We start from the raw sequence: 22886 nt of genomic DNA on the forward strand, positions 1-22886 counted from the left end.
GCGGCGGCGGGGCCGGTCGCCGGTGGCCGGGCGGCGGACCTCAGCCGCGCTTGCGGGCTCCGGGGCGGGCCTGGGTGAGGGCCGCGCCGGCCAGGACGACGGCCGCGCCGACGGGGGTGTTCCAGTGGAGCTGCTCCCCGAGGACCATGACGCCCGCGGCGGTGGCGATCACCGGGATGAAGTACGTGACCATCTGGGCGGTCGTCGGACCGACCTCCGTCACCAGCCGGTACTGCATCTGCAGGGCCATGCCCGTGCCGAGGGCGCCCAGGGCGACCACCGAGAGGGTCGGCCACAGCGGGAACGAGGCGGGTGCCGAGGTGAACACGGCGCTGACGGCGGCCAGCTGGACGGCCGAGACCAGGAGCTGGGCCCCGGTGAGCGCCACCGGGGAGCCCGGAACGGACGCCAGGGTGCGGCGGACGTAGATCCAGCCGATCGGGTAGCAGAGCGCGGCCAGCAGGGCGAGCGCGGTGCCCTTGGCGTCGACCCCGGCGAAGCCCTGCCACGCGCCGAGCACGGTCAGGACGCCGACGAAGCCCAGGCCCAGACCCGCGAAGCGGCGTCGCGTCGGGCGGTCCTCGGACAGGGCGACCAGGGACAGGGCCATGCCCCACAGCGGCGAGGTGGCGTTGCAGATCCCCGCCAGGCTCGACGGGATGCTCAGCTCGGCGTAGGCGAACAGCGAGAAGGGGACGGTGTTCAGCAGCACCGCCGCGACCGTGAGGTGGCCCCAGGTCCGCAGTCCGCGGGGCAGGGGCTCCCGGCGTACCAGCAGGACGGCGAGGAGGGTCAGTGCCCCGAAGAGGACCCGGCCGAAGGCGACCTGGAAGGGGGCGTACGCCTGCGTGCCGACCTTGATCAGGAGGAAGCTGAAGCCCCAGACCACCGAGAGGACGGCGAAGCGCAGGCGCCAGTCCAGACGGGTTCCGGTGGCGGGACCGGTTCCGGGAGCGGCGGCGCGGGTGACGGACGGGCCGCCGGCCTTCGCTGCGGCCGTGCCCGGGGCGGCCGTCGTCGCCGGGGCGGGGGAGGAGGTGGAGGTGGGGCGGGAGGGTGCCGATGCGCTCATGTGGCTTACTCTCCTGCGCGCGACTTCGTAGGACAAGCGAGAGTTCGTGGGGGTGACGGCGTAGCATCGCTTACATGTTGAACCTGGAGCGCCTGCGCACCCTCGACGCCCTCGCCCGCCACGGCTCGGTCAGCGCCGCCGCGGGCGGACTCCACGTCACCACGTCCGCCGTCTCGCAGCAGATGGCCAAGCTGGAGCGGGAGGTCGGGCAGCCCCTCCTGGCCAAGAGCGGCCGCGGGGTCCGGCTCACGGACGCGGGGCGGCTCCTCGCGGACCACGCCGCCCGGATCATCTCCCAGGTGGAGCTCGCCCAGGCCGATGTGGAGGCCCAGCGGGGGTGCGCGGTGGGGGAGTTGCGGATCGGGGCCTTCCCCACGGCCATGCGCGGACTGCTGCCCCGGGCCCTGTCCTCCCTGCGCGCGGGCCACCCCGAACTGCGCGCCCTCGTAAGGGAACGGGAACCCGAGGAGAGCATGGCCGCCGTCGTGCGCGGGGACCTCGACATGGCCCTGGCCATCGACTGGCACAACAAGCGCATGCCGGTGCCGGCCGAGCTGACCCGTACCCACCTCCTGGACGACGGCGTCGACATCGCGGTCCCGGCCGGACACCCACTGGCCGGCCGGGACGGGATCTCCCTCGCGGACTTCGCCGACGACGACTGGATCTCCTGGAACGAGGGGCAGTTCTGCCACGAGTGGCTGGTCTTCACCCTGCGCGGGACCGGCATCGAGCCGCGCATCGCCCACATCGCCGAGGAGCACCACACCCAGCTCGCCTTCGTGGAAGCCGGCCTGGGCGTGTGCGTGACGCCCCGGCTGGGCCGCGGGCCCGTGCCGCCCGGGGTACGGCTGCTCCCGGTCTGCGACGCCGTGCGACGCCACGTGTACGCCGTCTGGCGGGCGGACGCCGGTCGCCGCCCCTCCATCCGCGCCGCGGTCGAGGCGCTCCACGAGGCGGCGGCGCTCGTCTAGAGCCCTGTCGCGGCCCGCGCCGTCAGATCTTGCGGAAGTCCCAGGACACCACCGACTCCGGTGTGAGCCGGATCCAGGCGTGGCGGCCGTCGTGGGGCATCTCCTCGATCCCGAAGTTCTTCACCGGGAAGAGCCGTTCCGCCTCGGCCAGCTCCGGGCAGGGCTCGCCGGTCCGGGGGGCCTCGCCGACGAAGACGGCGCTGCCGGACAGCTCCACGCCGCGCAGTTCCTCGTACGACTCGCCGGAGTCCACGACCACCGAGATCCGCGGATCGGCGCGCAGGTCGGACCAGCGCCGGCTGCGCGTGATCGAGTACAGCCACAGCGACTTCCCGTCCCAGGCGAACCACAGCGCGCCGACGTGCGGACGTCCGTCCGGGGAGACCGTGGCCACCCGGCACGTGCGCTGTTCGCGCAGGAAGGCGTCCACCTCCCCGTTGGTCATCATGATGCGGCGCCCCCGCCGCTGGGTCCCGTCCATCCGCCCCACGCCCCTTCACATCTGACTGTGTGTCAGGAATCATGAGGGCTCTTCCGTCGCCACGCCAGGGGGAGCCATGCCGGATCTCGATCCCGCCACCACCGCGCTGCTCACCGTCGAGTGCCAGAACGGCGTCGTCGGCGAGGAGAGCGCCCTGCCCGAGCTGGCGAAGGAGGCCCGCGACTCCGGCATGCTGGCCCGGGTGGCGGCCCTGGCCGACGCCGCGCGGGGGGCCGGCGTACAGGTGGTGCACGCGGTCGCCGAGCGGCGGCCGGACGGGCGGGGGGCCAACGCCAACGCGCGGCTGTTCCGGGCCGCCGGGAAACTGCCGGTGCGCCAGCTGACCGGAACCCTGGCGGTGCAGATCGCGGCACCGATCACCGTGGCCGACCGCGACCTCGTGGTCCGCCGGCTGCACGGGCTCTCCCCGATGGCCGGCACCGACCTCGACGCGCTGCTGCGCAACCTCGGCGTCCGCACCCTCGTCGTCACCGGGGTCTCCTCCAACATCGCGATCCCGAACACCGTCTTCGACGCCGTGAACCTCGGCTACCAGGTGGTCGTCCCGGCGGACGCCATCGCCGGGGTCCCCGCCTCCTGCACCGCCGAGGTGATCCGCAACTCCCTCGCGCTGGTCGCGTCCGTCACCACGACCGAAGCCCTGCTGGAGCGCTGGGGGCCCGCGCGCTGACGGTGCCTCGGAAGGCGGACCGGGGCCGCCGGATAGCCTGGGCGGATGCTCACAGAAGTGATCGCGACCCGCTACGTCACGCCCCTGCGCGAGGGCGGCTCGCTCCCGGGGATCGTCGAGGCCGACGACCTCGGTACCTACGTCATGAAGTTCACCGGTGCCGGCCAGGGCCGCAAGACCCTCGTCGCCGAGGTCGTCTGCGGACGCCTCGCCCAGCGCCTCGGCCTGCGCGTACCGCGCCTGGTGCAGATGCAGCTCGACCCCGTCATCGGGCTCGGCGAGCCGGACCAGGAGGTCCAGGAGCTGCTGAAGGCCAGCGGCGGGCTGAACCTCGGCATGGACTACCTGCCGGGCTCGATCGGCTTCGACCCGCTCGCCTACCGGGCGGATCCGGTCGAGGCGGGCCGCGTGGTCTGGTTCGACGCGCTGATCAACAACGTCGACCGGTCCTGGCGCAACCCCAACCTGCTGGTCTGGCACGGGGACCTGTGGCTCATCGACCACGGCGCCACGATGATCTGGCAGCACAACTGGCCCACCGCCCCGGCCGCCTCGGCCAAGCCCTACGACGCCTCCGACCACGTCCTGGCCTCCGCGGGCCCGGACATCGCCGCTGCCGCCGCCGAGCTCGCCCCGCTCGTGACCGAGGAGCTGCTCACCGAGGTCGCCGCCGACGTCCCCGACGAGTGGCTGGTCGACGAGCCGGGCTTCGACTCCGCCGACGGGGTCCGCCGCGCCTACGTGGAGGCGCTGCTGCCGCGCGCGGCCACGATCCACGAGAGGATCTCGCTGGAGGCGCGGGTGAAGGCTCCGTCGGGTCCGCCCGGCTGGCTCACCGACCACCTCCCCGAATGGCCCCACAAGATCAACAAGAAGACGAGCGACGACCAGTGACCAAGCGGGACGTGTTCGAGTACGCGCTGGTGCGCGTGGTGCCCAGGATGGAGCGCGGCGAGTGTTTCAACGCCGGCGTCATCGTCTACTGCCGGGCGCGTTCGTACGTCGCCGCGCGCACCCACCTCGACGAGGCGAAGCTCCTCGCCCTCGACCCCGGCGCCGACGTGGCCGGGGTCCGGGCGGCCCTGTACGGGGTCGAGGGGCTGTGCGCGGGCGGCGAACGGGCCGGGCAGGCGGCCGACGGCGACGCGGGCCGGCGGTTCCGCTGGCTGATCGCGCCGCGCAGCACGGTGGTCCAGCCCGGCCCGGTGCACACCGGCCTGACGGCCGACCCGGAGGCCGAGGTGGAACGCCTCCTGGACCTGCTGGTCCGCTGAACGGCCCGCCGGTTCCCCCGCCCCCGGCCCGGCCCGGGCGACCGGCGCCGGACGCGGGCGGGAGCGGCGCGCACCACGCCCCGGGAGGGCCCCCGTTGACACCGGGTGCCAGGGCTCCTAGCGTCTCCTCAGCTGAAGCTACTAAGCGGTTGCTCACCTCAGGGCGGCCGTCTCTCAAGGGCGAGGAGATCCAGCATGTCCACCACCGAGCAGCGCGTCGCGATCGTGACCGGGGCGGCCCGGGGCATCGGCGCGGCCACCGCCGTGCGTCTGGCCGCCGAGGGCCGCGCGGTCGCCGTACTCGACCTCGACGAGGCGGCCTGCAAGGACACCGTGGAGGCGATCACGGCCGCCGGCGGCAAGGCCCTGGCGGTCGGCTGCGACGTCTCCGACAGCGCCCAGGTGGAGGCGGCCGTCGAACGCGTCGCGAGCACGCTCGGCGCCCCGACGATCCTGGTCAACAACGCGGGCGTGCTCCGCGACAACCTCCTCTTCAAGATGAGCGACACCGACTGGGACACCGTCATGAACGTGCACCTGCGCGGTGCGTTCCTGATGGCGCGGGCCTGTCAGAAGTACATGGTGGAGGCCAAGTTCGGCCGCGTCGTGAACCTGTCCAGCAGCTCCGCCCTCGGCAACCGGGGCCAGGCCAACTACGCCACCGCCAAGGCCGGCCTGCAGGGCTTCACGAAGACCCTCGCCATCGAGCTCGGCAAGTTCGGCGTCACCGCCAACGCCGTCGCCCCCGGCTTCATCGTGACCGAGATGACCGCGCAGACGGCCGCCCGGGTCGGCATGGACTTCGAGGAGTTCCAGGCCGCGGCGGCCACCCAGATCCCGGTGCAGCGCGTGGGCCGCCCGGACGACATCGCCAACGCGATCGCCTTCTTCACGAGCGAGGCCGCGGGCTTCGTCTCCGGCCAGGTCCTGTACGTGGCCGGCGGCCCCCTCAACTGACCGGACCACGAGAGACAGGGCGTACGTCATGACCGACAACGGCATCGACAGCGGCAAGGTCGCGCTCATCACCGGCGCGAGCCGGGGCATCGGCTACGGGATCGCCGAGGCGCTGGTCGCCCGGGGGGACCGGGTCTGCATCACCGGACGCAGCGAGGACGCGCTCAAGGAGGCCGTCGAGCGGCTCGGCGCGGACCGGGTGATCGGCGTCGCCGGCAAGGCGCACGACGAGGCCCACCAGGCCGTCGCCGTGGAGCGCACGATGGAGGCCTTCGGCCGCTGCGACTTCCTGATCAACAACGCGGGCACCAATCCGGTCTTCGGGCCGATCGCCGACCTGGACCTCGGCGTCGCGCGCAAGGTGTTCGAGACCAACGTGATCTCGGCGCTCGGCTTCGCCCAGCGCACCTGGCACGCCTGGCAGAAGGAGAACGGCGGTGCGATCGTGAACATCGCCTCGATCGCCGGGGTCTCCGCCTCGCCCTTCATCGGGGCCTACGGGATGAGCAAGGCCGCCATGGTCAACCTCACCCTCCAGCTCGCGCACGAGATGGCACCCGGGGTCCGGGTGAACGCGATCGCCCCCGCCGTGGTGAAGACGAAATTCGCGCAGGCGCTCTACGAGGGCCGCGAGCAGGAAGCCGCGGCGGCCTATCCGCTCGGCCGGCTCGGGGTCCCCGCGGACATCGGGGGCGCCGCCGCATTCCTGACATCTGCACAAGCGGAATGGATCACTGGACAAACTCTCGTCGTCGACGGAGGAATCTTCCTCAATGCCGGAGTCGGCTGACCGATATCCGGACGCATTTGCCTCCCCCGGGGAGGCAAATGCGTGCCGAATGTGCATGTAATCGGTCAAGTGCCTCACGAAACCTGCCCATTGGATTTGTGATGCACTGCGGTAGGGTCTGCCGCACCCCTGGCTGATCGAGGAGCGTGCACGTGTTCAACCGGACCAGATGCCTGCGGACCACTGCAGCCCTTGCGTCCATATCCCTGCTCGCCGGATGCGGTCTGCTTTCGGACGACGGCGGCGACGAGTCGAAGCGGATCGTGGTCGGCACGACGAGCGCGCCGAGCCACCTCGACCCCGCCGCGGCCTGGGACGGCTCCTGGGAGCTGTACCGGAACATCTACCAGACCCTGCTGGCGTTCCCCACGGGCAGCACCAAGCCCCAGCCGGACGCCGCCCAGAGCTGCGAGTTCACCGACTCCGCGAACCAGTCCTACCGCTGCACCCTGCGCAAGGGCCTGAAGTTCTCCGACGGCGAGCCGCTCGACTCCAAGGCCGTCAAGCACTCCCTCGACCGGATCCGGAAGATTAACCACAAGTTCGGACCCAACGGACTCTTCAACAGCCTGGACAAGATCGAGACGCCGGACAACCTCACCGTCGTCTTCCACCTGAAGACCTCCGACGCGACCTTCCCGTACGTGCTCGGCTCGCCGGCCGCCTCGCTCGTCGCGCCCAAGGACTACCCGGCCGACAAGGTGCGCGAGGACGGCAAGATCACCGGTTCCGGCCCCTTCGTCCTCACCTCGTACAAGGAGGGAGGCGAGGCGGTCCTCGGCCGCAACGACAACTACGCGGGCTTCGCCAACCGCCGCAACGACGGCGTCACGATCCGCTACTTCTCGGACTCCAAGCAGATGGTCGCGGCCCTGAAGGACAAGGAGATCGACGCGACCTACCGAGGCCTGTCCGCCGCGGAGATCAAGGACCTCCAGAGCCCCGCCTCGCACAACGCCGGGGTCCAGGTCGTCGAGAACGTCGGCGCCGAGATCCGCTACCTGGTCTTCAACCCCCAGGACCCGCAGGTCAACAAGCTCCCGGTGCGCCAGGCGATCGCCCAGATCATCGACCGCGGCGCGATCGTCTCCAAGGTCTACCAAGGCACGGCCGAGCCGCTGTACTCGATGGTCCCCAAGGGGGTCGTCGGCCACAAGACGCCGTTCTACGACATGTACGGCCAGTCGGACGTCGGCAAGGCCAAGAAGATCCTCCAGGCCGCCGGGATCAACCAGCCCGTCGAGCTGACCTTCTGGTACACGACCGACCGCTACGGCGCCTCGACGGCGGACGAGTTCACCGAGATCAAGCGCCAGCTGGACGAGAGCAACCTCTTCAAGGTCACCCTCCGCGGCCAGCCCTGGAAGGCCTTCCAGGAGGGTTACAAGAACCGCGAGTACCCGGTCTTCGGCCGAGGCTGGTTCCCCGACTTCCCGGACCCCGACAACTTCATCGCCCCGTTCGTCGGCAAGGACAACGCGGTCGGCACCCCGTACGAGCCCGGCGAGATCCTCAACGAGCTCCTCCCCAACTCGCGCCGCGAGGGAGACCGCGCGGCCGGCGTCAAGCAGTTCGAGAAGGCCCAGCAGATCTTCGCCCAGGACGTCCGCCTGCTGCCCCTGTGGCAGGGCAAGCTCTACGTCGGAGCCCGCGAGGACATCGCCGGCGCCGAGCGGGCCCTGGACCCGCAGACCGCGATGCAGATGTGGGAGCTGTACCGCAAGACCAGCTGGTGACGGCCGCCGGAGGGCAGCCGGGCCGCGGAGATGTCAGTGGCCCCCGGTAGGTTCTGAGGAGTTGCACGAACTTGTACCGGAGGTTGTCGACGTGACCCAGATGCTGCCCGAGTCCTGGCTCCCCGTTCTCGGCGGGGAGCTGGACCAGCCCTACTTCAGGGAACTCACCGAGTTCGTCGAGAAGGAAAGGGCGAACGGGCCGGTCTACCCGCCCCGCGAGCAGGTCTTCGCGGCCCTGGAGGCCACGCCGTTCGACAAGGTGAAGGTCCTGGTCCTCGGCCAGGACCCGTACCACGGCGCCGGCCAGGGCCACGGCCTGTGCTTCTCCGTGCAGCCCGGGATCAAGACCCCGCCCTCGCTGCGCAACATCTACAAGGAGATGAAGGAGGAGCTCGGCCTGCCGGTCCCCGACAACGGGTACCTGATGCCGTGGGCCGAGCAGGGCGTCCTCCTGCTCAACGCCGTCCTCACCGTCCGCGAGGCCGAGCCCAACTCGCACAAGGGCAAGGGCTGGGAGAAGTTCACCGACGCCGTGATCCGCGCGGTGTCCGAGCGCCCCGACCCCGTCGTCTTCGTGCTCTGGGGCGCCTACGCCCAGAAGAAGATCCCGCTGATCGACGAGGAGCGGCACGTCATCGTCAAGGGCGCCCACCCCTCGCCGCTGTCGGCCAAGAAGTTCTTCGGCTCCCGCCCCTTCACGCAGATCAACGAGGCCGTCGCCGCCCAGGGGCATGAGCCGATCGACTGGCGCATTCCCGACCTGGGCTGACGCCACCCCGCGCCTCGGCGCCAGAGGGGGCGCCTCCGGCTAGCTTCTTGATGACCGGGCCGTACCAGGCCCGGCGGAGCAAGCCGGAGGCCGCGTTGACCGAGCAGCAGGAGGCGTCGGAGGACGCCGTCATGACCAGGATCGGCCAAGCGGTCATCCTGCTGCACGCCGGCGACCGCGAGGAGGCCCGCAACCGCCTCGGGGAGATCTGGTCCGAGATCGGCGAGGACGGCGACTCCCTCCACCGGTGCACCCTGGCGCACTACATGGCCGACGCCCAGGACGACCCCGCCGACGAACTGGCCTGGGACCTGCGCGCCCTGACCGCCGCTGAGGGGCTCGGGGAGCGGCTGCCCGAAGCACCCCCCGGACCGCGCCCCGGGGACCGCCCCGAACGCCGCGAGCCGCAGCGGGCGGTGCGCGTCTTCTACCCCTCGCTGCACCTCAGCCTCGCCGCCGACTACGTCAAACTCCGGCGCCCCGAGGCCGCCCGCGTGCACCTGGCACGGGCCCGGGCCGCCACCGGGGCCCTGTCCGACGACGGCTACGGCAACGGGGTGCGGGCCGCCATCGCCCGGCTGGAGCGGCGCCTCGCCACGGAGCCGGACGAAGCCCCCAGGCCCTTCCCCGAACAGTCCCCGTAGCGCCGTAGCGCCGGGTCCGTACGGGGGCGTGCGGGCCCGGCGCGTTGCCCGGGCTCAGCCTCCGTGGACGCCCGCGCAGATGCGGGCCTCCGGACTGTCCGGGTGCCAGCGCCCGTGCCGGCGGCCCAGCGCGCACACGTCGGCGGGCCGGACCGGCAGCTCCCGCACCAGCTCGCGCGGCACCTGTGCGTCCGGCCGGGCCGGGTGCGGGCGGCCCGCGGGATGTTCCCGGGCGTGCCGCGCGGGCTTCGGCGGCTCCGGGATGTCGGGAACCGGCGGAACCGCCTCCGTGTGCCCGGCGGGCGCTGCCGAGGCCCCGGTGCGCGGCGCCGCCGCCCTGCGGGACGCGGCCGGCGCCGACGCGTGCGCGGCCCCGTCCGGCACCGTACGCAGCGCCTCCAGGGCGGGCGCCTGGACGACCACGGGCAGCGCCCCCGGCCCGCCGCGCGGCAGGTGCTGCGGCGGCAGCCCCGCCGAGGGCGGCGCGGCCGGCATGGCCGGCGCCGGGTTCACGTTCACACAACCGGAGACGGCCGAGACGGCACAGGCCACTCCGAGCAGCAGTTTCGTAGAGGTTCGGGTTGGATGCACCCGCGCAACTCTGCTGTGCGAGGACCCCGTTGCGAAAACCCTGGGCGGATAATGCCCCCGCACGGGTGACGGCCAGCCGGACAGGGCCGGGCGCGCGGTGCCGGCCGGCACCGGCCCGACGCGGCCCGCCGGGCCGGTCCGGCCTCGGTCCGCCGGACCCGTTGGGCCGGGTCAGGCCGGTGATCCTCGGCGAACGCGGGCCCCGACCACCAGGGATTAAGCTCGGGGTTCCCACAAGGAACACAACTGGAGGCTCCCGGTGAAGGTCGGCGTCATCGGACTCGGCGACATCGCGCAGAAGGCGTACCTGCCGGTCCTCACCACTCGCCCCGGAGTCGAGCTGCACCTGCAGACCCGCACCCCCGCGACGCTGGAGCGGATCGGCGGGATCCACCGCGTTCCCGCCGGGCACCTGCACACCACGCTCGACGCCCTGCTCGCCCAGGACCTCGACGCCGCCTTCGTGCACGCCCCGACGGCCGCCCACCCCGAGATCGTCGGACGGCTGCTGGAGGCGGGCGTACCCACGTACGTGGACAAGCCGCTGGCCTACGAGCTGGACGCGTCGCGGCGCCTGGTGGAGCTGGCCGAGGAACGCGGGGTCAGCCTCTTCGTCGGCTTCAACCGCCGCCACGCTCCCGGCTACGCGCAGTGCGCCGACCATCCGCGCGAGCTGATCGTCCTCCAGAAGAACCGGGTCGGGCTCCCCGAGGACCCGCGCACGCTCGTGCTCGACGACTTCATCCACGTCGTCGACACGCTGCGCTTCCTGCTGCCCGGCGAGGCCGACCACGTCGACGTGCGGGCCGTGGTCCGCGACGGGCTGATGCACCAGGTCGTCCTCCAGATGTCGGGCGACGGGTTCACCGCCGTCGGCATCATGAACCGGCTCTCCGGCTCCACCGAGGAGGTCCTGGAGGTCTCCGGGCAGGACTCCAAGCGCCAGGTCGTCAACCTCGCCGAGATCATCGACCACAAGGGCCAGCCGACCGTCCGGCGGCGCGGGGACTGGGTGTCCGTGGCCCGCCAGCGCGGGATCGAGCAGGTCGTCGACACCTTCCTGGAGGCGGTGGAGACCGGCAGGACGCTGAGCGCCCGGGACGCCCTGCTCACCCACGAGCTGTGCGAGCGGGTGGTCCTGACGGCTCTGGAGCAGGCCTCCCGGACCTGACCGCCCGGACTCCCAGGACCGCGCAGTACACCGCCAGCACGGTCAGGGCGGCGCCCGCGGGCCAGTTCCCGAAACGGACGTACGGGGTCGTGCCCCCGGCGAGCGGCACCTCGTACACCGCCGCCCCGGCGGCCGAGGTGGGCAGGGCCGGGCCGGTCCGCGCGCCCGACGGGCCGTGTACCGCGCTCACCCCGGTCAGGGTGGCGTGCACCACCGGACGGCCCGTCTCGGCCGCCCGCAGGGCCGCGAGCGAGGCGTGCTGGGCCGGGGCCCAGCTCTCCTGGAACGTCGAGGTCGCCGACTGGGCCACCAGCACCGCGGCCCCCTCGCGGACCAGGTGCCGGCTCATGTCGGGGAAGGCCGACTCGAAGCACACCAAGGGCCCGACGCGGGTGCCCCCGGGCAGTTCCATGACCACCGGGGCCGCGCCGCGCATCCGGTCCTCGCCCGCCGCCTTCCCGACCGAGGTGGCCCAGCCCAGCACGGAGCGGGCCGGTACGTACTCCCCGAAGGGGACCAGCCGCATCTTGTCGTAGCGCTCGCCCGTGGGCCCCTGGGGGCCGATCAGCAGGGAGCTCTTGTATATCCCGGGCCGGTCCGAGCGGCGGGCGTCCACGTTGACCAGCAGCGGGGCCCCGACCTCCGCGGACAGGGCGCCCAGCCGGCGCGACAGGTCGGGCCGCGCCGCCAGGTCCGCGCCGACGCTGCTCTCCCCCCACACCACCAGGTCCGGGTGCGCGCCGGCCAGGGTCCGCGTCAGCCGCTCCTCCGCGTCGAACCGCCGCTCGGCGCCGTCCGCCCCGCCCACCACGCCCGGCTGGACGACGGCCACCCGCAGCGCGCCCGTCACCTCGGGACGCGGCAGCCACAGCCACACGGCCCCCGTCAGTACCGCGCACCCCGCCACGGAGGCGACCGCCGGAGCCCGCGCCGCCGGAGCCGCGATCAGCAGCACCACCGCACAGTTCAACGCCACCACCAGCAGGCTCACCAGCCACACCCCGCCCACCGAGGCGAGCCGCAGCGCCGGCGGCACCTGCCACTGGCTCGCCCCCAGCAGCCCCCACGGCCCGCCCAGCCCCTGCCAGGACCGGACCAGCTCGGACAGCAGCCAGCCCGCCGGTACGAGGACCAGCGCGGCCCCCGCCCGCCCCGCCGCCGGCGCCCCGCCGAGCAGCTCCCGCACCAGCAGGGCCCAGGGGATCCAGAGCAGGCCCAGCAGCGCGGCCAGCGGTACCAGGAACACGTGCAGGCTGGGCAGCAGCCAGTGGTGCACGGCCACGATGAAGCCCGCGCCCCCGAGCCAGCCCTCCAGGGCCGCGCGCCGCCCGCTGGGAGCCGAGCGCAGCAGCAGCATCCAGGGCACGAGGGCGACGTACGCGAACCACCACAGGCCGGGGGCGGGAAAGGCGAGGCAGGGCAGCGCCCCGGCGGCCACCGCGGCCGCCGCGCGCTGCCACCTGGTCCGCTTCGTGAGCATGGGGCGCCTCCGCTTCCAGTGTGGGACGGCATCCGACGGGGCGCGGCTCAGGCCGAGACGTGGCGCCACTTCTCGTGCACCGTGACCCCGGTGAGCCGCCAGCCGTCCCGGGTGCGGGCCAGGGTGAAGGCGTAGCGGCCGGCGGCGACGAAGTTGGGGGAGGTGACCGTGCCGTCGTACTCCTCCCCGGCGAGCCGCATCGGGTTCAGGAAGTCCGCACGGACCTGCGCCGAGTCCCCGGGCCCGCCGCCCTCCTCCGCGAGCCGGACCAGCCGGTTGACGATGAGGTGCTGGCGCACCGGGAACAGCTTCATCGTCTCCGCGAGCCAGTCCGCGACCTCCCCGGCCGGGCCGGCGATCCCGCCCGCCGCCGTGTAGTCGGCCCGGCCGCCGGGCGCGAAGAGGGCGCGGTAGGCGGCCCAGTCGCCGTCGTCGACGGCCACCGCGTAGCCGGAGACCACTTCGTCGATGGCCAGCCGGTCCATTACCGTCGCGAGGTCCACACGCTGCGTCATCGGGTCAGTGTGGGGCTGCGCGCGCCCGGGGCCAAGGGGCGTGCGCCGGAAGGATCACCCGAGGACGGTCAGTGACCGGAAAGCACCTCCCGCTGGCGGACCACGACGAGGAACGCGTCGCTGTCGAGGTCCATCACCACCTCCGCCGGAACGCCCTCGCGCTTGCGCTGCGCGGCGTACTCCTCGGCCGGCCAGCTTCCCCTCGGACTCCCCGCCGGAAAACGCTCCAGTACCACACGGCGCATGGGACACCCCCTCTTGCCTGCCGGGTCCCTCCCGGCACACCTCTCTACGGGGACAACGACGCGGAGGCCGCCCGGGAACGTTCCCGGACGGCCTCCGATTCACGCGAAGCGGTGAGCGTACGACCAACGCGGAGAGGTGCCGTGCCGGGCGTCGCGGCCCGGTGGACCTTTCCGGTCACGGCACTAGGAGCCCGACTCGCCGGCGTGCGGGCTCAGCACGCCCGTGCCGATCAGCACGAACAGTGCGATGCCCAGCAGGATGCGGTAGATCACGAACGGCATGAAGCTCTTGGTGGAGATGAACTTCATGAACCACGCGATGACGGCGTACCCGACGAAGAAGGCGATCACCGTCGCGAAGACCGTCGGACCCCAGGAGATGTGGGTCGGGTTCTCCATCACGTCCTTGATCTCGAACGCGCCCGAGGCCAGCACGGCGGGGATCGCGAGCAGGAACGAGTAGCGGGCGGCCGCCTCGCGGGTGAAGCCCAGCAGCAGACCGCCGGAGATCGTCGCACCGGACCGGGAGACGCCGGGGATCAGCGCCATCGCCTGGCAGAGGCCGAAGATCAGGCCGTCCTTGACGCCCAGTTCCTTAAGCGTCTTGCGCTGGACGACCACGCGGTGCCGGCCGCCCTCCTCGTCGCGCGAGGCCAGCCAGTCGGCGAAGCCCAGGACGAGACCCATCACGATCAGGGTGGTGGCCGTCAGCCGCAGGTCACGGGCCGGACCCGTGATCTGGTCCTTGAAGGCCACGCCGAGGACGCCGATCGGGATCGAGCCGACGATCACCAGCCAGCCCATCTTGGCGTCCTGCTCGGAGCGCAGGGCCTTCGTGTACAGGGAACGGAACCAGGTGGAGACGATCCGCGCGATGTCCTTGCGGAAGTAGATGAGGACGGCGGCCTCGGTGCCGATCTGGGTGATGGCCGTGAAGGCCGCACCGGGGTCGTGCCAGCCGGCGAACGCCGCGGTCAGCCGCAGGTGGGCACTGGAGGAGATCGGGAGGAACTCCGTAAGCCCCTGGACGAGACCGAGGATTAGGGATTCGAACCAGCTCATGTCGGGGTGCGCTCGTCCTTGTGATCGTCGGGCAGTTCGGGTCCGATGCTAGGGCCCGTGGGAAGCGACCGTGACCACAGGGGGGTGCTGGGGCGTCAGCTCGCAGGTGGCGGCCGGTGCCAGCCGGTGCCGCTTGCGCCAGGCGACGGCCGCGGCGACCGTCCCGGACACCGCGATGAACCCGAACGAGACGAGGAACGCGGGCGATCCGGGGGAGGACGCGCTGGCCCCCGCGATCACGTAGGCGGCGGTGTTGGGAACCGTGCCGAGCGCCGTCGCGCCCAGGAACGGGAGCCAGCCGCAGCGCGAGACCGCCGCGATGTAGTTGGCCGCGGCGAAGGGGACCCCGGGGAAGATCCGCACCGCGAGCATGGAGCGGAAACCGTGCCGGCTCAGCTGCGCGTCGGCCGCCTCCAGCCAGCGGCCGCGAAGGTAGGGACGCAACGCCTCCTGGCCCATGGCCCGGCCCAGGCCGAAGGCCAGCCCGGCACCGACCACCGTCCCGCCCACGGCCGCCACCAGCCCGAACTGGGCACCGAAGACCGCCCCCGCCGCCAGGTTCAGCAACGGCCGGGGCACGAACGCCGCCGTGCACAGCCCGTACGCTCCCGCGAACAGCAGCACCCCCGTCCCGACCGGGAGCTCCGGGGGCCAGCCCTGCGAGAGCAGCCGCTGGGGCTCGTACAGCACCACGCACACCCCGGCCGCGAGCAGCATCAGGACGAGCAGCGACAGCCGGGTCCACGGTGCGAGGAGGAGGGACATTCCGGGAGACTAACCGACCCGTACGGCGCACCGCCGTAATCCAGGCCTCATGCGGGCGAACATCCGGCCGCGGGAACGGGCCCCGGAGGCACCCCCCCCCGGAGGTGGTGACGGCGGCCCGCCTGCGTCAGACTGCCGTCACCACACGGGCGGGACACGGCGGGCGGAACGGGGGCGGGCATGAGCGGCGACACGGCGCTGGTACTGGGCGGCGGAGGGCTCACCGGCATCGGCTGGGAGACCGGCATCCTCTACGGGCTCGCCCGCGAAGGCGTCGACCTGTCGACCGCCGACCTCGTCGTGGGCACCTCGGCCGGCTCGGTGGTGGGCGCGCAGCTCACCTCCGGACTGCTCACCCCGCAGCAGCTGTACGAACGGCAGCTCGGCGATCCCGCCGGGGAGGCGACGGCGAGGTTCGGGGCCGGCCTGCTGGTCCGGCACGCCGTCGCCATGGCCCGCTCCCGGAACGCCGCGGACTACCGCAGGCGGATCGGCGCGCTGGCCCTCGCCGCCGACACCGGCGCGGAGGCCACGCGCCGCGAGGTGCTGAAGGCCCGCCTCGTCTCGCACGAGTGGCCCCGGCGGCGCCTCGTCGTCACCGCGGTGGACGCGCTGAGCGGGGAACTGACCGCCTTCGACCGGGAGAGCGGCGCGGGCCTCGTCGACGCGGTCTCGGCGAGCTGCGCCGTACCCGGGGTGTGGCCGCCGGTGACGGTCGACGGCCGGCGGTTCATCGACGGCGGGATCCGCTCCGCGACCAACGCGGACGTCGCCGCCGGATACCGGCGCGTGGTGATCATCGCCCCGATGACGCTCGGCACCGCGATGATCCCCTCGCCCGCCGCACAGGCCGAGCGGCTGCGCGCGGCGGGCGCCCGGGTGGCGCTGATCACCCCCTCCGCGCAGGCCCGCAAGGCCTTCGGGCGCAACGTCCTGGACCCGGCACGCCGCGATCCGGCCGCCCGGGCGGGCCTGGCCCAGGCCGCCGGGCACGCGGCCGAGGCGCAGGCGGTCTGGGGCGCCTGACCGGCGGCCCGACAATGGTGGGGTGAGCGACGAACAGATTCCGGTGATCCGGGACGTGGACCAGGGCACCGCCAAACTGATGCCGGACGTGGACCGGGACCGGGCCTGGCTGCTGACGGTCGACGGGGCGCCCCAGTCCTACGTCGACCTCGACGCCCCGGAGCACTTGGAGTTCGAGTACGTACGCCGCCTCGCGCACGTCCTGGACTGCGCGGCCGGGCCGGGGGCCGCGCTGGACCTGCTGCACCTGGGCGGCGGAGCGCTGACCCTGCCGCGCTACGCCGCCGCGGCCCGCCCCGGGTCCCGGCAGACGGTGGTGGAGTTCGACGCCGCCCTGGTCGACCTGGTCGCCGAGCACCTGCCGCTCGCGGCCGGGGCCGAGGTGACGGTGCACGCCGCCGACGCCCGGGCCTGGCTGGGGCAGGCTCCGGCGGCGAGCGCGGACGTCCTGGTCGCCGACGTGTTCGGCGGCTCCCGGGTGCCGGCCCAGCTGACCTCGGTGGAGTACGCGCGGGAAGCGGCCCGGGTCCTGCGGCCCGGAGGCCTGTACGCGGTCAACCTGGCGGACGGGGCGCCGTTCGCGTTCCTGAAGGCGCAACTGGCCAACTTCGCGGAGGCCTTCGGGGAACTGGCGCTGATCGCCGAGCCGGCGGTGCTGCGCGGGCGGCGGTTCGGCAACGCGGTGCTGCTGGCGTCCGACTCCGCGCTGCCGGTGGCCGCCCTGGCCCGGCGGTGCGCCGGCGACCCGTTCCCCGCCCGCGTGGAGTCCGGGGCCGCGCTGGCCCGGTTCATGCGCGGTGGCGCGGCGGTGCCGGACGCCGCCGCGGTGGCTTCGCCGGAGCCGCCGCAGGGGGCGTTCAGCCTCGGCTGAGCCCGCGCGTCACACCCCGGCGGTGCTGGAACGGTCCGCCGGGTCCGGGGCGGAGGGGATCAGGGGCTCCGGGGACTTCGGCGGAGCGGGCCTGCGGGTCATGTTCCGTACGTCCGGGACGAAGAGCACCGCGGCCGTGCCGATCACCACGAGCGCCGCGCAGCCCCACAGCGCGGAGGTGCGGCCGAACGCCGATTCGGCAGGGCCGGCCAGCGCGGTGGCCAGCGGCAGCATCGACACCGAGCCGAACCAGTCGTAGGCGGAGACCCGGGAGAACTTCTCCTCCGGGATCTCCTGGTGCATCGTCGTCATCCAGTTCACGCCGAACACCTCGATCGCCGCGCCGCTCACGAACATCACCGCGCACAGCCCCCACACCGGCAGGGGCACGGCCAGGCCCGCCGACGGCAGCGCCAGCGGGAAGACGCACAGGGTGCCGACCAGCAGCAGCCGGCGGGGTTTCCACACCATCATCAGGACGGCGCCGGCGATGGTGCCCACGCCGAAGAGGGCCAGGGCCACGCCCCAGGGCGCGGGCCCGCCCAGCCGGTCGCGGGCGACGAGAGGCCCGTACACCGCCTCCGCGGCGCCGACGACGGCGACGACCACGGAGAACTGGAGCACGATGCTCCACAGCCAGGGGCGGGTCTTGAACTCCACCCAGCCCTCGCGCAGGTCCGCGAGCAGACCGCCGCCGGGGGCGCGGTCGGCGACGTGGCTGACGTCGAGGAAGGCGCGCAGGGCGCCGGCGCCCGCGAAGGCGAGCGCGTCCACCGCCAGCACCCAGCCCGGGCCGATCGCGGCGATCATCGCGCCGCCGAGGGCGGCTCCGCCGATGCCCGCGCCGTTCACGGCCATCCGGAAGAGCGCGAAGGCGCGGTTGGCGTGCTCGCCCGAGACGCTGGAGAGCAGCATGCCCTCGGCCGCCGGGTTGAAGAAGGCCGTTCCGGTGCCGCACAGCGCCGTGAGCAGCATCATCTGCCACAGCTGGGGGTCCCCGGCGAGGACGAGGACGGCGAAGGCGCCCTGCGAGACGCAGTTGAGGGCGTTGGCCGCGACCATCACGCGGTGGCGCGGGAGCCGGTCGGCGAGGGCGCCGCCGACGAGGAGGAACAGGACCAGGGGCAGCGTACGGGCGGCTGCGACCAGGCCGACGTCCCCACCGGAACCGCCCGCCTCCAGTACGGCGAAGGCCGCCGCGATGAGCGCTCCGTGGCTGCCGAGGTTGGTGACGACCGCGGCGCCCGTCAGCAGGGTGTAGTTGCGGCCGGCCCAGGCGGGCCGGCGGCGCGCGGAAGCGCCGGAGGGAAGGGCGGGGGGTGAACTCACCCGAGGACTCTCGCCGCTCCGGGCCGGAAATCCAACCGAATTACCGGAAAGCGGATCACCGGCCCGGAGGCGGGAGCGGGGTGCGCCCCACCGGGGTGGGGGCGGGTCAGGCGGCGCCTGCGCCGGTCAGACGGCGGGACCGGTCTCGGTCAGGCGGACCGTGCTGAGGATCTTCTCGTACGTGGCCTGGTCGACCTCGCCCGGGACGCCCGCGGCGCCGTAGAGGACCCAGGTGGAGAAGTCACCGTTGGCGGTCTTGAAGCTGAAGGCGATGCTCTTCCCGTCGGAGTCGCACTTGTTCTCCTTCGGCACTCCGGTCACGGTCGCGGAGGTCACGTGGCCCTTGAGGCCGGAGGTGCTGGTGTACTCCTTCGGGCCGGTGAACTTGACGATCTCCTTGGGCTGCTTCTGCGCGTACCCGCCGTAGACCCAGGTGCCGGCCTCGCTGCGCGAGGCGGACGCGGTGTCCTTGGCGCCCTGGCCGCCCTTGGTGCCGGTGCCGGCCAGCGAGGTCGACTCCTCACTGCCGTTCTTGTCCGAGTCGACCTTGCACCAGTCCTCCTTGAGGTAGGCCGGCGCGGACATCATGACGAAGGGGGCGCCGTCGTTCTTCTCGGCGTCCTCGAAGCCGATGGAGGTGCCCGAGCCGAGCACGTTCCACTCCGGCGGGACGTCGAAGGCGGTGCCGTACTTCGGGTTGACGACCACCTTCCAGCCCGCGATCAGGGGCTTCGCGTCCGCGCCGCCGCGCGGGTTGCCGCTCGGGGCGGGCGGAGCCGGCGTGGGGCTCGCCGGGGCGGAGGAGGAGGCGGCGGGCTTGTCGTTCGCCTCGGTCTTCTTGTCGTCGTCCCGGGTCAGTACGAAGGCGCCGGTCCCGGCCGCGGTCACGATGACCGCCGAGGCCGCGACGATGGCCACGGTCCGGGTGGAGAAGGGGCTGCCGCCGCCCGGCGCGGAGGCCACCGGCTGGGGCTGCGTCGGGGGCTGGCCCCAGGGCTGGACCGGGGGCGGCGTCTGGTATCCGGCCTGCGGGTATCCGTAGCCGGGCTGCTGCTCGCCGAACCCCGGCTGCGACTGCTGCTGGTACGGGTTCGGCTGCCCCGGCTGCTGCTGGTACGGGTTCTGTTGCGCGTCCTGGGCGTTCTGATCGCCCCCGGGCTGCTGCTGCTGTCCTGGCCACATGGCCGGTAACGATAGTGGGCGCGGTCGCCGGGAGCCACGGCCGCCCCCGCGCCAGGTATGGCCAAGCGCTTCTACTCGTGGGTAACATCGCGTGCCATGAGCGCAGAACAGATGAACGTGGGCGAACTGCTCGCCCAGACCGTGCCGATGGCCCGCACCCTGAACCTCGAGTTCCTGGAGACCACTCCCGAGCGCGCGGTCGTCCGCCTGCCGGACCAGCCCGACTTCCACAACCACGTCGGCGGACCGCACGCCGGCGCCATGTTCACCCTCGCCGAGTCCGCGAGCGGCGCGATCGTCCTGGCCGCCTTCGGCGACCAGCTCTCGCGCGCCGTGCCCCTCGCCGTCAAGGCCGAGATTGGCTACAAGAAGCTCGCCAAGGGCGTCGTGACCGCCACCGCCACCCTCGGGCGCCCGATCGCCGACGTCGTCGCCGAACTCGACGCGGGCGGCCGCCCCGAGTTCCCCGTCGCCATCGCCATCCAGCGCGAGGACGAGGCCGTGACGGGCGAGATGACCGTCGTGTGGACCCTGCGCCCCAACGCCTGACCGGCCGCGGCGGGCCCCGGCACTAGCCGCCGCAGGGCTGAACCGGCGACTCCGCGGGGCGCGTCCGGCCGGGCCCCGCGGGTCCGGCGCGCACAGTGGGCGGGGGAGCGGTCCGGCGCGGGCCGCTCCCGCCGACCGATGCCGAGGCCGGCGCCCAGGCGCCGCCGCAGGGAGCGCCCATGAGCGAGGCCGTGTCCAGACGTTCCGCGATCCGGCTGCTCGGCGCGGCCGGCGCCGCCGGTTCCGTCCTCGGAGCCGGGGGCTGCGTGGCCACGGTGCCGCCCGGCGCCCTGCCCCGCACGTCCCCGCCGGCCTCTCCCGCCCCCGGGAAGCCCGCCGCCGGGGCCCGGATCGACGCCCTGCTCGACCAGCTCACCCTCGACGAGAAGACGGCCCTGCTGCACGGCGGCCGGGACCCGGAGCCGCGGGGCCAGGCCGGCTACGTGGCGGGCGTACCGCGCCTGGGCATCCCCGCCCTGCGGTTCGCCGACGGGCCCGCGGGCGTCAGCGTCGGGAAGCCCGCCACCGCGCTGCCCGCCCCCGTCATGCTGGCCTCGGCCTTCGACCCCGCGCTGGCCCGCGAGTACGGGCGGGTCCTCGGCCGCGAGGGCCGCGCGCTCGGCCAGGACGTCCTGCTCGCCCCGACGGCCAACCTGATCCGCACGCCCTACGCGGGCCGCAACTTCGAGGCCTTCGCCGAGGACCCCCGGCTGACGGCCGACACGGTCGCCCAGGTGGTCCGCGGCATCCAGGACGAGGGCCTGATCGCCGCCGTCAGGCAGTTCGCCCTGGGCGACCAGGAACACGGCCGCGACACCGTCGACGTGATCGCCGCCGACCGGACCCTCCACGAGACCGGACTGCGCGGCTTCGAAGCGGCCGTCGCCGCCGGGGCCGGCGCCGTGACGGGTGCCCACAACAAGGTCAACGGCGTCTACGCCTGCGAGAACGGCCCCCTGCTGGACGAGGTGCTCCGCGGCCGCTGGGGGTTCGACGGCTGGGTGCTGTCCGACCGGGACGCCACCCACAGCACCGTCGCCTCGATCACCGCCGGTCTCGACATGGAGCTGCCCGGCGGCACCCACTACGGCGGCCCCCTGCGCGAGGCGGTGCACGGCGGCTCCGTGCCCCAGGACGCCGTGGACCTCGCCGTGCGCCGGATCCTGACCACCCTGGACCGCTTCGGACTGCTGACGGACCACCCCCCGGCCCGCCCGGCCCGCGACCCGGCCGCCGGAGCGCGGACCGCCCGCAAGGTGGCCACCGCCGGCGCGGTGCTGCTCCGCAACGAACGCGGCACGCTGCCCCTGACCGGCGCCGCGGCCCGCTCGATCGCCGTGATCGGCCCCACCGGCCGGGTGCCCTTCGTCAGCGGCGGTGGCAGCGCCCACGTGGTCCCCGACGGGGCCGCCTCCCCGCTCACCGCCCTCACCCGGCGCGCGGGCAAGGGCGCCGCCGTCCGCTACGCCCTCGGCGAGGACCCGTACGGCAGGGCCCTCCCGGCGGGGCTGCTGACCCCGCCCGCCGCGCTCGACGACCGGCGCGTCGAGCCGGGCCGGGCCTGGAGCCACGAGGGGCGGTTCACCCTGGCCGCCGACGACGAGTGGACCCTCGTCGTCCACTACACCGGCCAGCGGCCCGCGGTCCGGCTCGACGGCGAGGAACTGTTCCCCGTGCGGCAGGGAAGCGCCGAACGGTTCGCGGGCGCTCTCCTCGGCCGCGCCCCCGACGGGCTGCACGTCCGGCGCCGCACGCTCACCCTCAAGGCCGGCCCCCACCGGCTCGCCGTCACCGCCGAGGGCGGCTCCGGCGGTCAGCGGTTCCGGCTGCGCCACACCACCCGCGCGTCCCGGGCAGCCGACGTCGCCGAGGCCGTCAAGGCCGCCGGGGCGGCGCGCGCGGTGGTGCTGTTCGCGTACGAGGACGCCACCGAGGGGCACGACCGGACCTCGCTGGCGCTGCCCGGCGGGCAGGAGGCGCTGATCGAGGCGGTGACCGCGGCCAACCCCCGCACCACGGTGGTGCTCAACACCTCCTCCAGTACGACCATGCCCTGGCTCGCCCGGACGGGTGCGGTCCTCCAGATGTACTACCCGGGCCAGGAGGGCGCGGGCGCGACGGCCGACGTCCTCTTCGGGGACGTGGACCCGGGGGGCCGCCTCACCCAGACGTTTCCCGCCGACGAGCGGACGACCCCGGTCGGCGGGGACCCCCTGCGCTACCCCGGGGTGGGCGGCCGGCAGGAGTACGCCGAGGGCGTGCACGTCGGCCACCGCTGGTACGACGAGCGGCAGGCGGCCCCGCTGTTCCCCTTCGGGCACGGCCTCTCGTACACCACCTGGGCGTACGAGAAGCTGACCGTACGGCCCGAACGCGGCGGACTGCGCGCGGAGTTCACCGTCCGCAACACCGGCCGCCGCAAGGGCACCGAGGTCGCACAGGTCTACGTCGGGCCGGCCCCGCGGCTGGAGCTCGACCAGCCGGTGCGCGTACTGGCCGGCTACCGGCGGCTCACCCTGGCGCCGGGGCAGTCCCAGCGGGTCACCGTGGACATCGACGCGCGCACGCTGTCGGCCTGGGACGCGGAGCGGCGGGCCTGGGTACTCGGTTCCGGCCGCCGGGAGGTCTTCGCCGGTCGATCCTCACGCGAACTGTCCTTGAGGGCGAAGGCGGTCGTGAGGAGCGGATAGGCTGCCCGTCCGGCGTGTCACG

Annotated in this window: 24 protein-coding genes; 14 read left to right on the forward strand and 10 right to left on the reverse strand. The window is 73.6% G+C overall.

Going from position 1 to position 22886, the window contains the following annotated elements; translation table 11 throughout:
- Positions 1–40: 40 nt before the first annotated feature.
- On the reverse strand, positions 41–1072 hold the full coding sequence (locus ABZZ17_RS20620) for a DMT family transporter (protein WP_356877736.1): 1032 nt from the start codon (positions 1070–1072) through the stop codon (positions 41–43).
- 74 nt (positions 1073–1146) lie between these two features.
- Here ABZZ17_RS20620 and ABZZ17_RS20625 point away from each other — a divergent pair, with 74 nt between their 5' ends.
- On the forward strand, positions 1147–2046 hold the full coding sequence (locus ABZZ17_RS20625; RefSeq protein WP_356877737.1) for a LysR family transcriptional regulator: 900 nt from the start codon (positions 1147–1149) through the stop codon (positions 2044–2046).
- Positions 2047–2068: 22 nt separating this feature from the next.
- Here ABZZ17_RS20625 and ABZZ17_RS20630 read toward each other — a convergent pair whose 3' ends face one another.
- Positions 2069–2527, reverse strand: a complete 459-nt coding sequence (locus ABZZ17_RS20630) for a pyridoxamine 5'-phosphate oxidase family protein (protein WP_356877738.1) — start codon at positions 2525–2527, stop codon at positions 2069–2071.
- 76 nt (positions 2528–2603) lie between these two features.
- Here ABZZ17_RS20630 and ABZZ17_RS20635 point away from each other — a divergent pair, with 76 nt between their 5' ends.
- The 8 genes from ABZZ17_RS20635 (at position 2604) to ABZZ17_RS20670 (ending at position 9388) form a co-directional block, all read left to right on the forward strand.
- Positions 2604–3218 (forward strand): cysteine hydrolase, encoded by a 615-nt coding sequence (locus ABZZ17_RS20635; RefSeq protein ID WP_356877739.1) that lies wholly within the window; start codon positions 2604–2606, stop codon positions 3216–3218.
- Positions 3219–3263: 45 nt separating this feature from the next.
- Positions 3264–4112, forward strand: coding sequence for a HipA family kinase (locus ABZZ17_RS20640; protein ID WP_356877740.1), 849 nt, complete (start codon positions 3264–3266; stop codon positions 4110–4112).
- On the forward strand, positions 4109–4492 hold the full coding sequence (locus ABZZ17_RS20645; RefSeq protein WP_356877741.1) for a DUF3037 domain-containing protein: 384 nt from the start codon (positions 4109–4111) through the stop codon (positions 4490–4492). The genes ABZZ17_RS20640 and ABZZ17_RS20645 overlap by 4 nt, the downstream gene beginning before the upstream one ends.
- A 195-nt stretch (positions 4493–4687) precedes the next feature.
- Complete coding sequence (gene fabG, locus ABZZ17_RS20650) at positions 4688–5449, forward strand: 3-oxoacyl-ACP reductase FabG (RefSeq protein ID WP_356877742.1); 762 nt, start codon at positions 4688–4690, stop codon at positions 5447–5449.
- Positions 5450–5477: 28 nt separating this feature from the next.
- On the forward strand, positions 5478–6239 hold the full coding sequence (locus ABZZ17_RS20655) for an SDR family oxidoreductase (RefSeq protein ID WP_356877743.1): 762 nt from the start codon (positions 5478–5480) through the stop codon (positions 6237–6239).
- Between the two features lie 152 nt (positions 6240–6391).
- Entirely contained in the window at positions 6392–7975 is a 1584-nt protein-coding gene (locus tag ABZZ17_RS20660; protein WP_356877744.1) for an ABC transporter substrate-binding protein, read from the forward strand.
- A 100-nt stretch (positions 7976–8075) separates the two neighbouring features.
- Complete coding sequence (locus ABZZ17_RS20665; protein ID WP_356877835.1) at positions 8076–8744, forward strand: uracil-DNA glycosylase; 669 nt, start codon at positions 8076–8078, stop codon at positions 8742–8744.
- Between the two features lie 50 nt (positions 8745–8794).
- Positions 8795–9388, forward strand: coding sequence for a hypothetical protein (locus ABZZ17_RS20670; protein WP_356877745.1), 594 nt, complete (start codon positions 8795–8797; stop codon positions 9386–9388).
- 54 nt (positions 9389–9442) lie between these two features.
- On the opposite strand, the gene ABZZ17_RS20675 is transcribed toward ABZZ17_RS20670, so the two are convergent.
- Positions 9443–9979 carry a hypothetical protein gene (locus ABZZ17_RS20675; RefSeq protein ID WP_356877746.1) on the reverse strand — a complete coding sequence of 179 codons (537 nt, stop codon included), beginning with the start codon at positions 9977–9979 and terminating at the stop codon, positions 9443–9445.
- A 259-nt stretch (positions 9980–10238) separates the two neighbouring features.
- On the opposite strand from ABZZ17_RS20675, the gene ABZZ17_RS20680 reads away from it, so the two are divergent.
- Positions 10239–11150, forward strand: a complete 912-nt coding sequence (locus tag ABZZ17_RS20680; RefSeq protein WP_356877747.1) for a Gfo/Idh/MocA family oxidoreductase — start codon at positions 10239–10241, stop codon at positions 11148–11150.
- Here the strand turns inward: ABZZ17_RS20680 and lnt are convergent.
- The 5 genes from lnt to ABZZ17_RS20705 all read right to left on the reverse strand — a co-directional run bounded on the left by lnt (position 11089) and on the right by ABZZ17_RS20705 (position 15217).
- The gene (lnt, locus tag ABZZ17_RS20685; protein WP_356877748.1) at positions 11089–12630 is read right to left on the reverse strand and encodes an apolipoprotein N-acyltransferase; all 1542 of its coding nucleotides are present in this window, start codon (positions 12628–12630) and stop codon (positions 11089–11091) included. The genes ABZZ17_RS20680 and lnt overlap by 62 nt on opposite strands.
- A 47-nt stretch (positions 12631–12677) precedes the next feature.
- The gene (locus ABZZ17_RS20690; RefSeq protein WP_356877749.1) at positions 12678–13145 is read right to left on the reverse strand and encodes a nuclear transport factor 2 family protein; all 468 of its coding nucleotides are present in this window, start codon (positions 13143–13145) and stop codon (positions 12678–12680) included.
- A 68-nt stretch (positions 13146–13213) separates the two neighbouring features.
- The gene (locus ABZZ17_RS20695) at positions 13214–13390 is read right to left on the reverse strand and encodes a hypothetical protein (RefSeq protein ID WP_356877750.1); all 177 of its coding nucleotides are present in this window, start codon (positions 13388–13390) and stop codon (positions 13214–13216) included.
- 183 nt (positions 13391–13573) lie between these two features.
- Positions 13574–14452: an undecaprenyl-diphosphate phosphatase gene (locus ABZZ17_RS20700; RefSeq protein WP_356877751.1), complete on the reverse strand. Its 879-nt coding sequence runs from the start codon at positions 14450–14452 to the stop codon at positions 13574–13576.
- Between the two features lie 48 nt (positions 14453–14500).
- On the reverse strand, positions 14501–15217 hold the full coding sequence (locus tag ABZZ17_RS20705) for a VTT domain-containing protein (protein ID WP_356877752.1): 717 nt from the start codon (positions 15215–15217) through the stop codon (positions 14501–14503).
- Between the two features lie 180 nt (positions 15218–15397).
- Between ABZZ17_RS20705 and ABZZ17_RS20710 the strand changes: the two genes are divergently transcribed.
- Entirely contained in the window at positions 15398–16243 is an 846-nt protein-coding gene (locus ABZZ17_RS20710) for a patatin-like phospholipase family protein (protein ID WP_356877753.1), read from the forward strand.
- A gap of 79 nt (positions 16244–16322) precedes the next feature.
- Positions 16323–17114, forward strand: a complete 792-nt coding sequence (locus tag ABZZ17_RS20715) for a fused MFS/spermidine synthase (RefSeq protein WP_356877836.1) — start codon at positions 16323–16325, stop codon at positions 17112–17114.
- Positions 17115–17123: 9 nt separating this feature from the next.
- On the opposite strand, the gene ABZZ17_RS20720 is transcribed toward ABZZ17_RS20715, so the two are convergent.
- Positions 17124–18443, reverse strand: a complete 1320-nt coding sequence (locus ABZZ17_RS20720) for an MFS transporter (RefSeq protein ID WP_356877754.1) — start codon at positions 18441–18443, stop codon at positions 17124–17126.
- A gap of 126 nt (positions 18444–18569) precedes the next feature.
- A complete protein-coding gene (locus ABZZ17_RS20725; RefSeq protein WP_356877755.1) occupies positions 18570–19625 on the reverse strand; it encodes a hypothetical protein in 1056 nt (351 codons plus the stop codon).
- Positions 19626–19736: 111 nt separating this feature from the next.
- Between ABZZ17_RS20725 and ABZZ17_RS20730 the strand changes: the two genes are divergently transcribed.
- Positions 19737–20174 (forward strand): DUF4442 domain-containing protein, encoded by a 438-nt coding sequence (locus ABZZ17_RS20730; protein WP_356877837.1) that lies wholly within the window; start codon positions 19737–19739, stop codon positions 20172–20174.
- A 179-nt stretch (positions 20175–20353) separates the two neighbouring features.
- A complete protein-coding gene (locus tag ABZZ17_RS20735; protein ID WP_356877756.1) occupies positions 20354–22864 on the forward strand; it encodes a glycoside hydrolase family 3 C-terminal domain-containing protein in 2511 nt (836 codons plus the stop codon).
- Positions 22865–22886: the final 22 nt, after the last annotated feature.

The sequence above is a fragment of the Streptomyces sp. NPDC006512 genome (genome assembly GCF_040611935.1).
Lineage (GTDB): Bacteria > Actinomycetota > Actinomycetes > Streptomycetales > Streptomycetaceae > Streptomyces.

Coding starts and splice junctions, on each gene's coding strand:
- ABZZ17_RS20695 (WP_356877750.1), bottom strand. CDS start 13,390: ATGCGCCGTGTGGTACTGGAGCGTTTTCCGGCGGGGAGTCCGAGGGGA.
- ABZZ17_RS20705 (WP_356877752.1), bottom strand. CDS start 15,217: ATGTCCCTCCTCCTCGCACCGTGGACCCGGCTGTCGCTGCTCGTCCTG.
- ABZZ17_RS20655 (WP_356877743.1), top strand. CDS start 5,478: ATGACCGACAACGGCATCGACAGCGGCAAGGTCGCGCTCATCACCGGC.
- ABZZ17_RS20670 (WP_356877745.1), top strand. CDS start 8,795: ATGACCGGGCCGTACCAGGCCCGGCGGAGCAAGCCGGAGGCCGCGTTG.
- ABZZ17_RS20690 (WP_356877749.1), bottom strand. CDS start 13,145: ATGACGCAGCGTGTGGACCTCGCGACGGTAATGGACCGGCTGGCCATC.
- ABZZ17_RS20715 (WP_356877836.1), top strand. CDS start 16,323: ATGCCGGACGTGGACCGGGACCGGGCCTGGCTGCTGACGGTCGACGGG.
- ABZZ17_RS20730 (WP_356877837.1), top strand. CDS start 19,737: ATGAACGTGGGCGAACTGCTCGCCCAGACCGTGCCGATGGCCCGCACC.
- ABZZ17_RS20635 (WP_356877739.1), top strand. CDS start 2,604: ATGCCGGATCTCGATCCCGCCACCACCGCGCTGCTCACCGTCGAGTGC.
- lnt (WP_356877748.1), bottom strand. CDS start 12,630: ATGCTCACGAAGCGGACCAGGTGGCAGCGCGCGGCGGCCGCGGTGGCC.
- ABZZ17_RS20735 (WP_356877756.1), top strand. CDS start 20,354: ATGAGCGAGGCCGTGTCCAGACGTTCCGCGATCCGGCTGCTCGGCGCG.
- ABZZ17_RS20625 (WP_356877737.1), top strand. CDS start 1,147: ATGTTGAACCTGGAGCGCCTGCGCACCCTCGACGCCCTCGCCCGCCAC.
- ABZZ17_RS20700 (WP_356877751.1), bottom strand. CDS start 14,452: ATGAGCTGGTTCGAATCCCTAATCCTCGGTCTCGTCCAGGGGCTTACG.
- ABZZ17_RS20620 (WP_356877736.1), bottom strand. CDS start 1,072: ATGAGCGCATCGGCACCCTCCCGCCCCACCTCCACCTCCTCCCCCGCC.
- fabG (WP_356877742.1), top strand. CDS start 4,688: ATGTCCACCACCGAGCAGCGCGTCGCGATCGTGACCGGGGCGGCCCGG.
- ABZZ17_RS20640 (WP_356877740.1), top strand. CDS start 3,264: ATGCTCACAGAAGTGATCGCGACCCGCTACGTCACGCCCCTGCGCGAG.
- ABZZ17_RS20665 (WP_356877835.1), top strand. CDS start 8,076: ATGCTGCCCGAGTCCTGGCTCCCCGTTCTCGGCGGGGAGCTGGACCAG.
- ABZZ17_RS20725 (WP_356877755.1), bottom strand. CDS start 19,625: ATGTGGCCAGGACAGCAGCAGCAGCCCGGGGGCGATCAGAACGCCCAG.
- ABZZ17_RS20630 (WP_356877738.1), bottom strand. CDS start 2,527: ATGGACGGGACCCAGCGGCGGGGGCGCCGCATCATGATGACCAACGGG.
- ABZZ17_RS20710 (WP_356877753.1), top strand. CDS start 15,398: ATGAGCGGCGACACGGCGCTGGTACTGGGCGGCGGAGGGCTCACCGGC.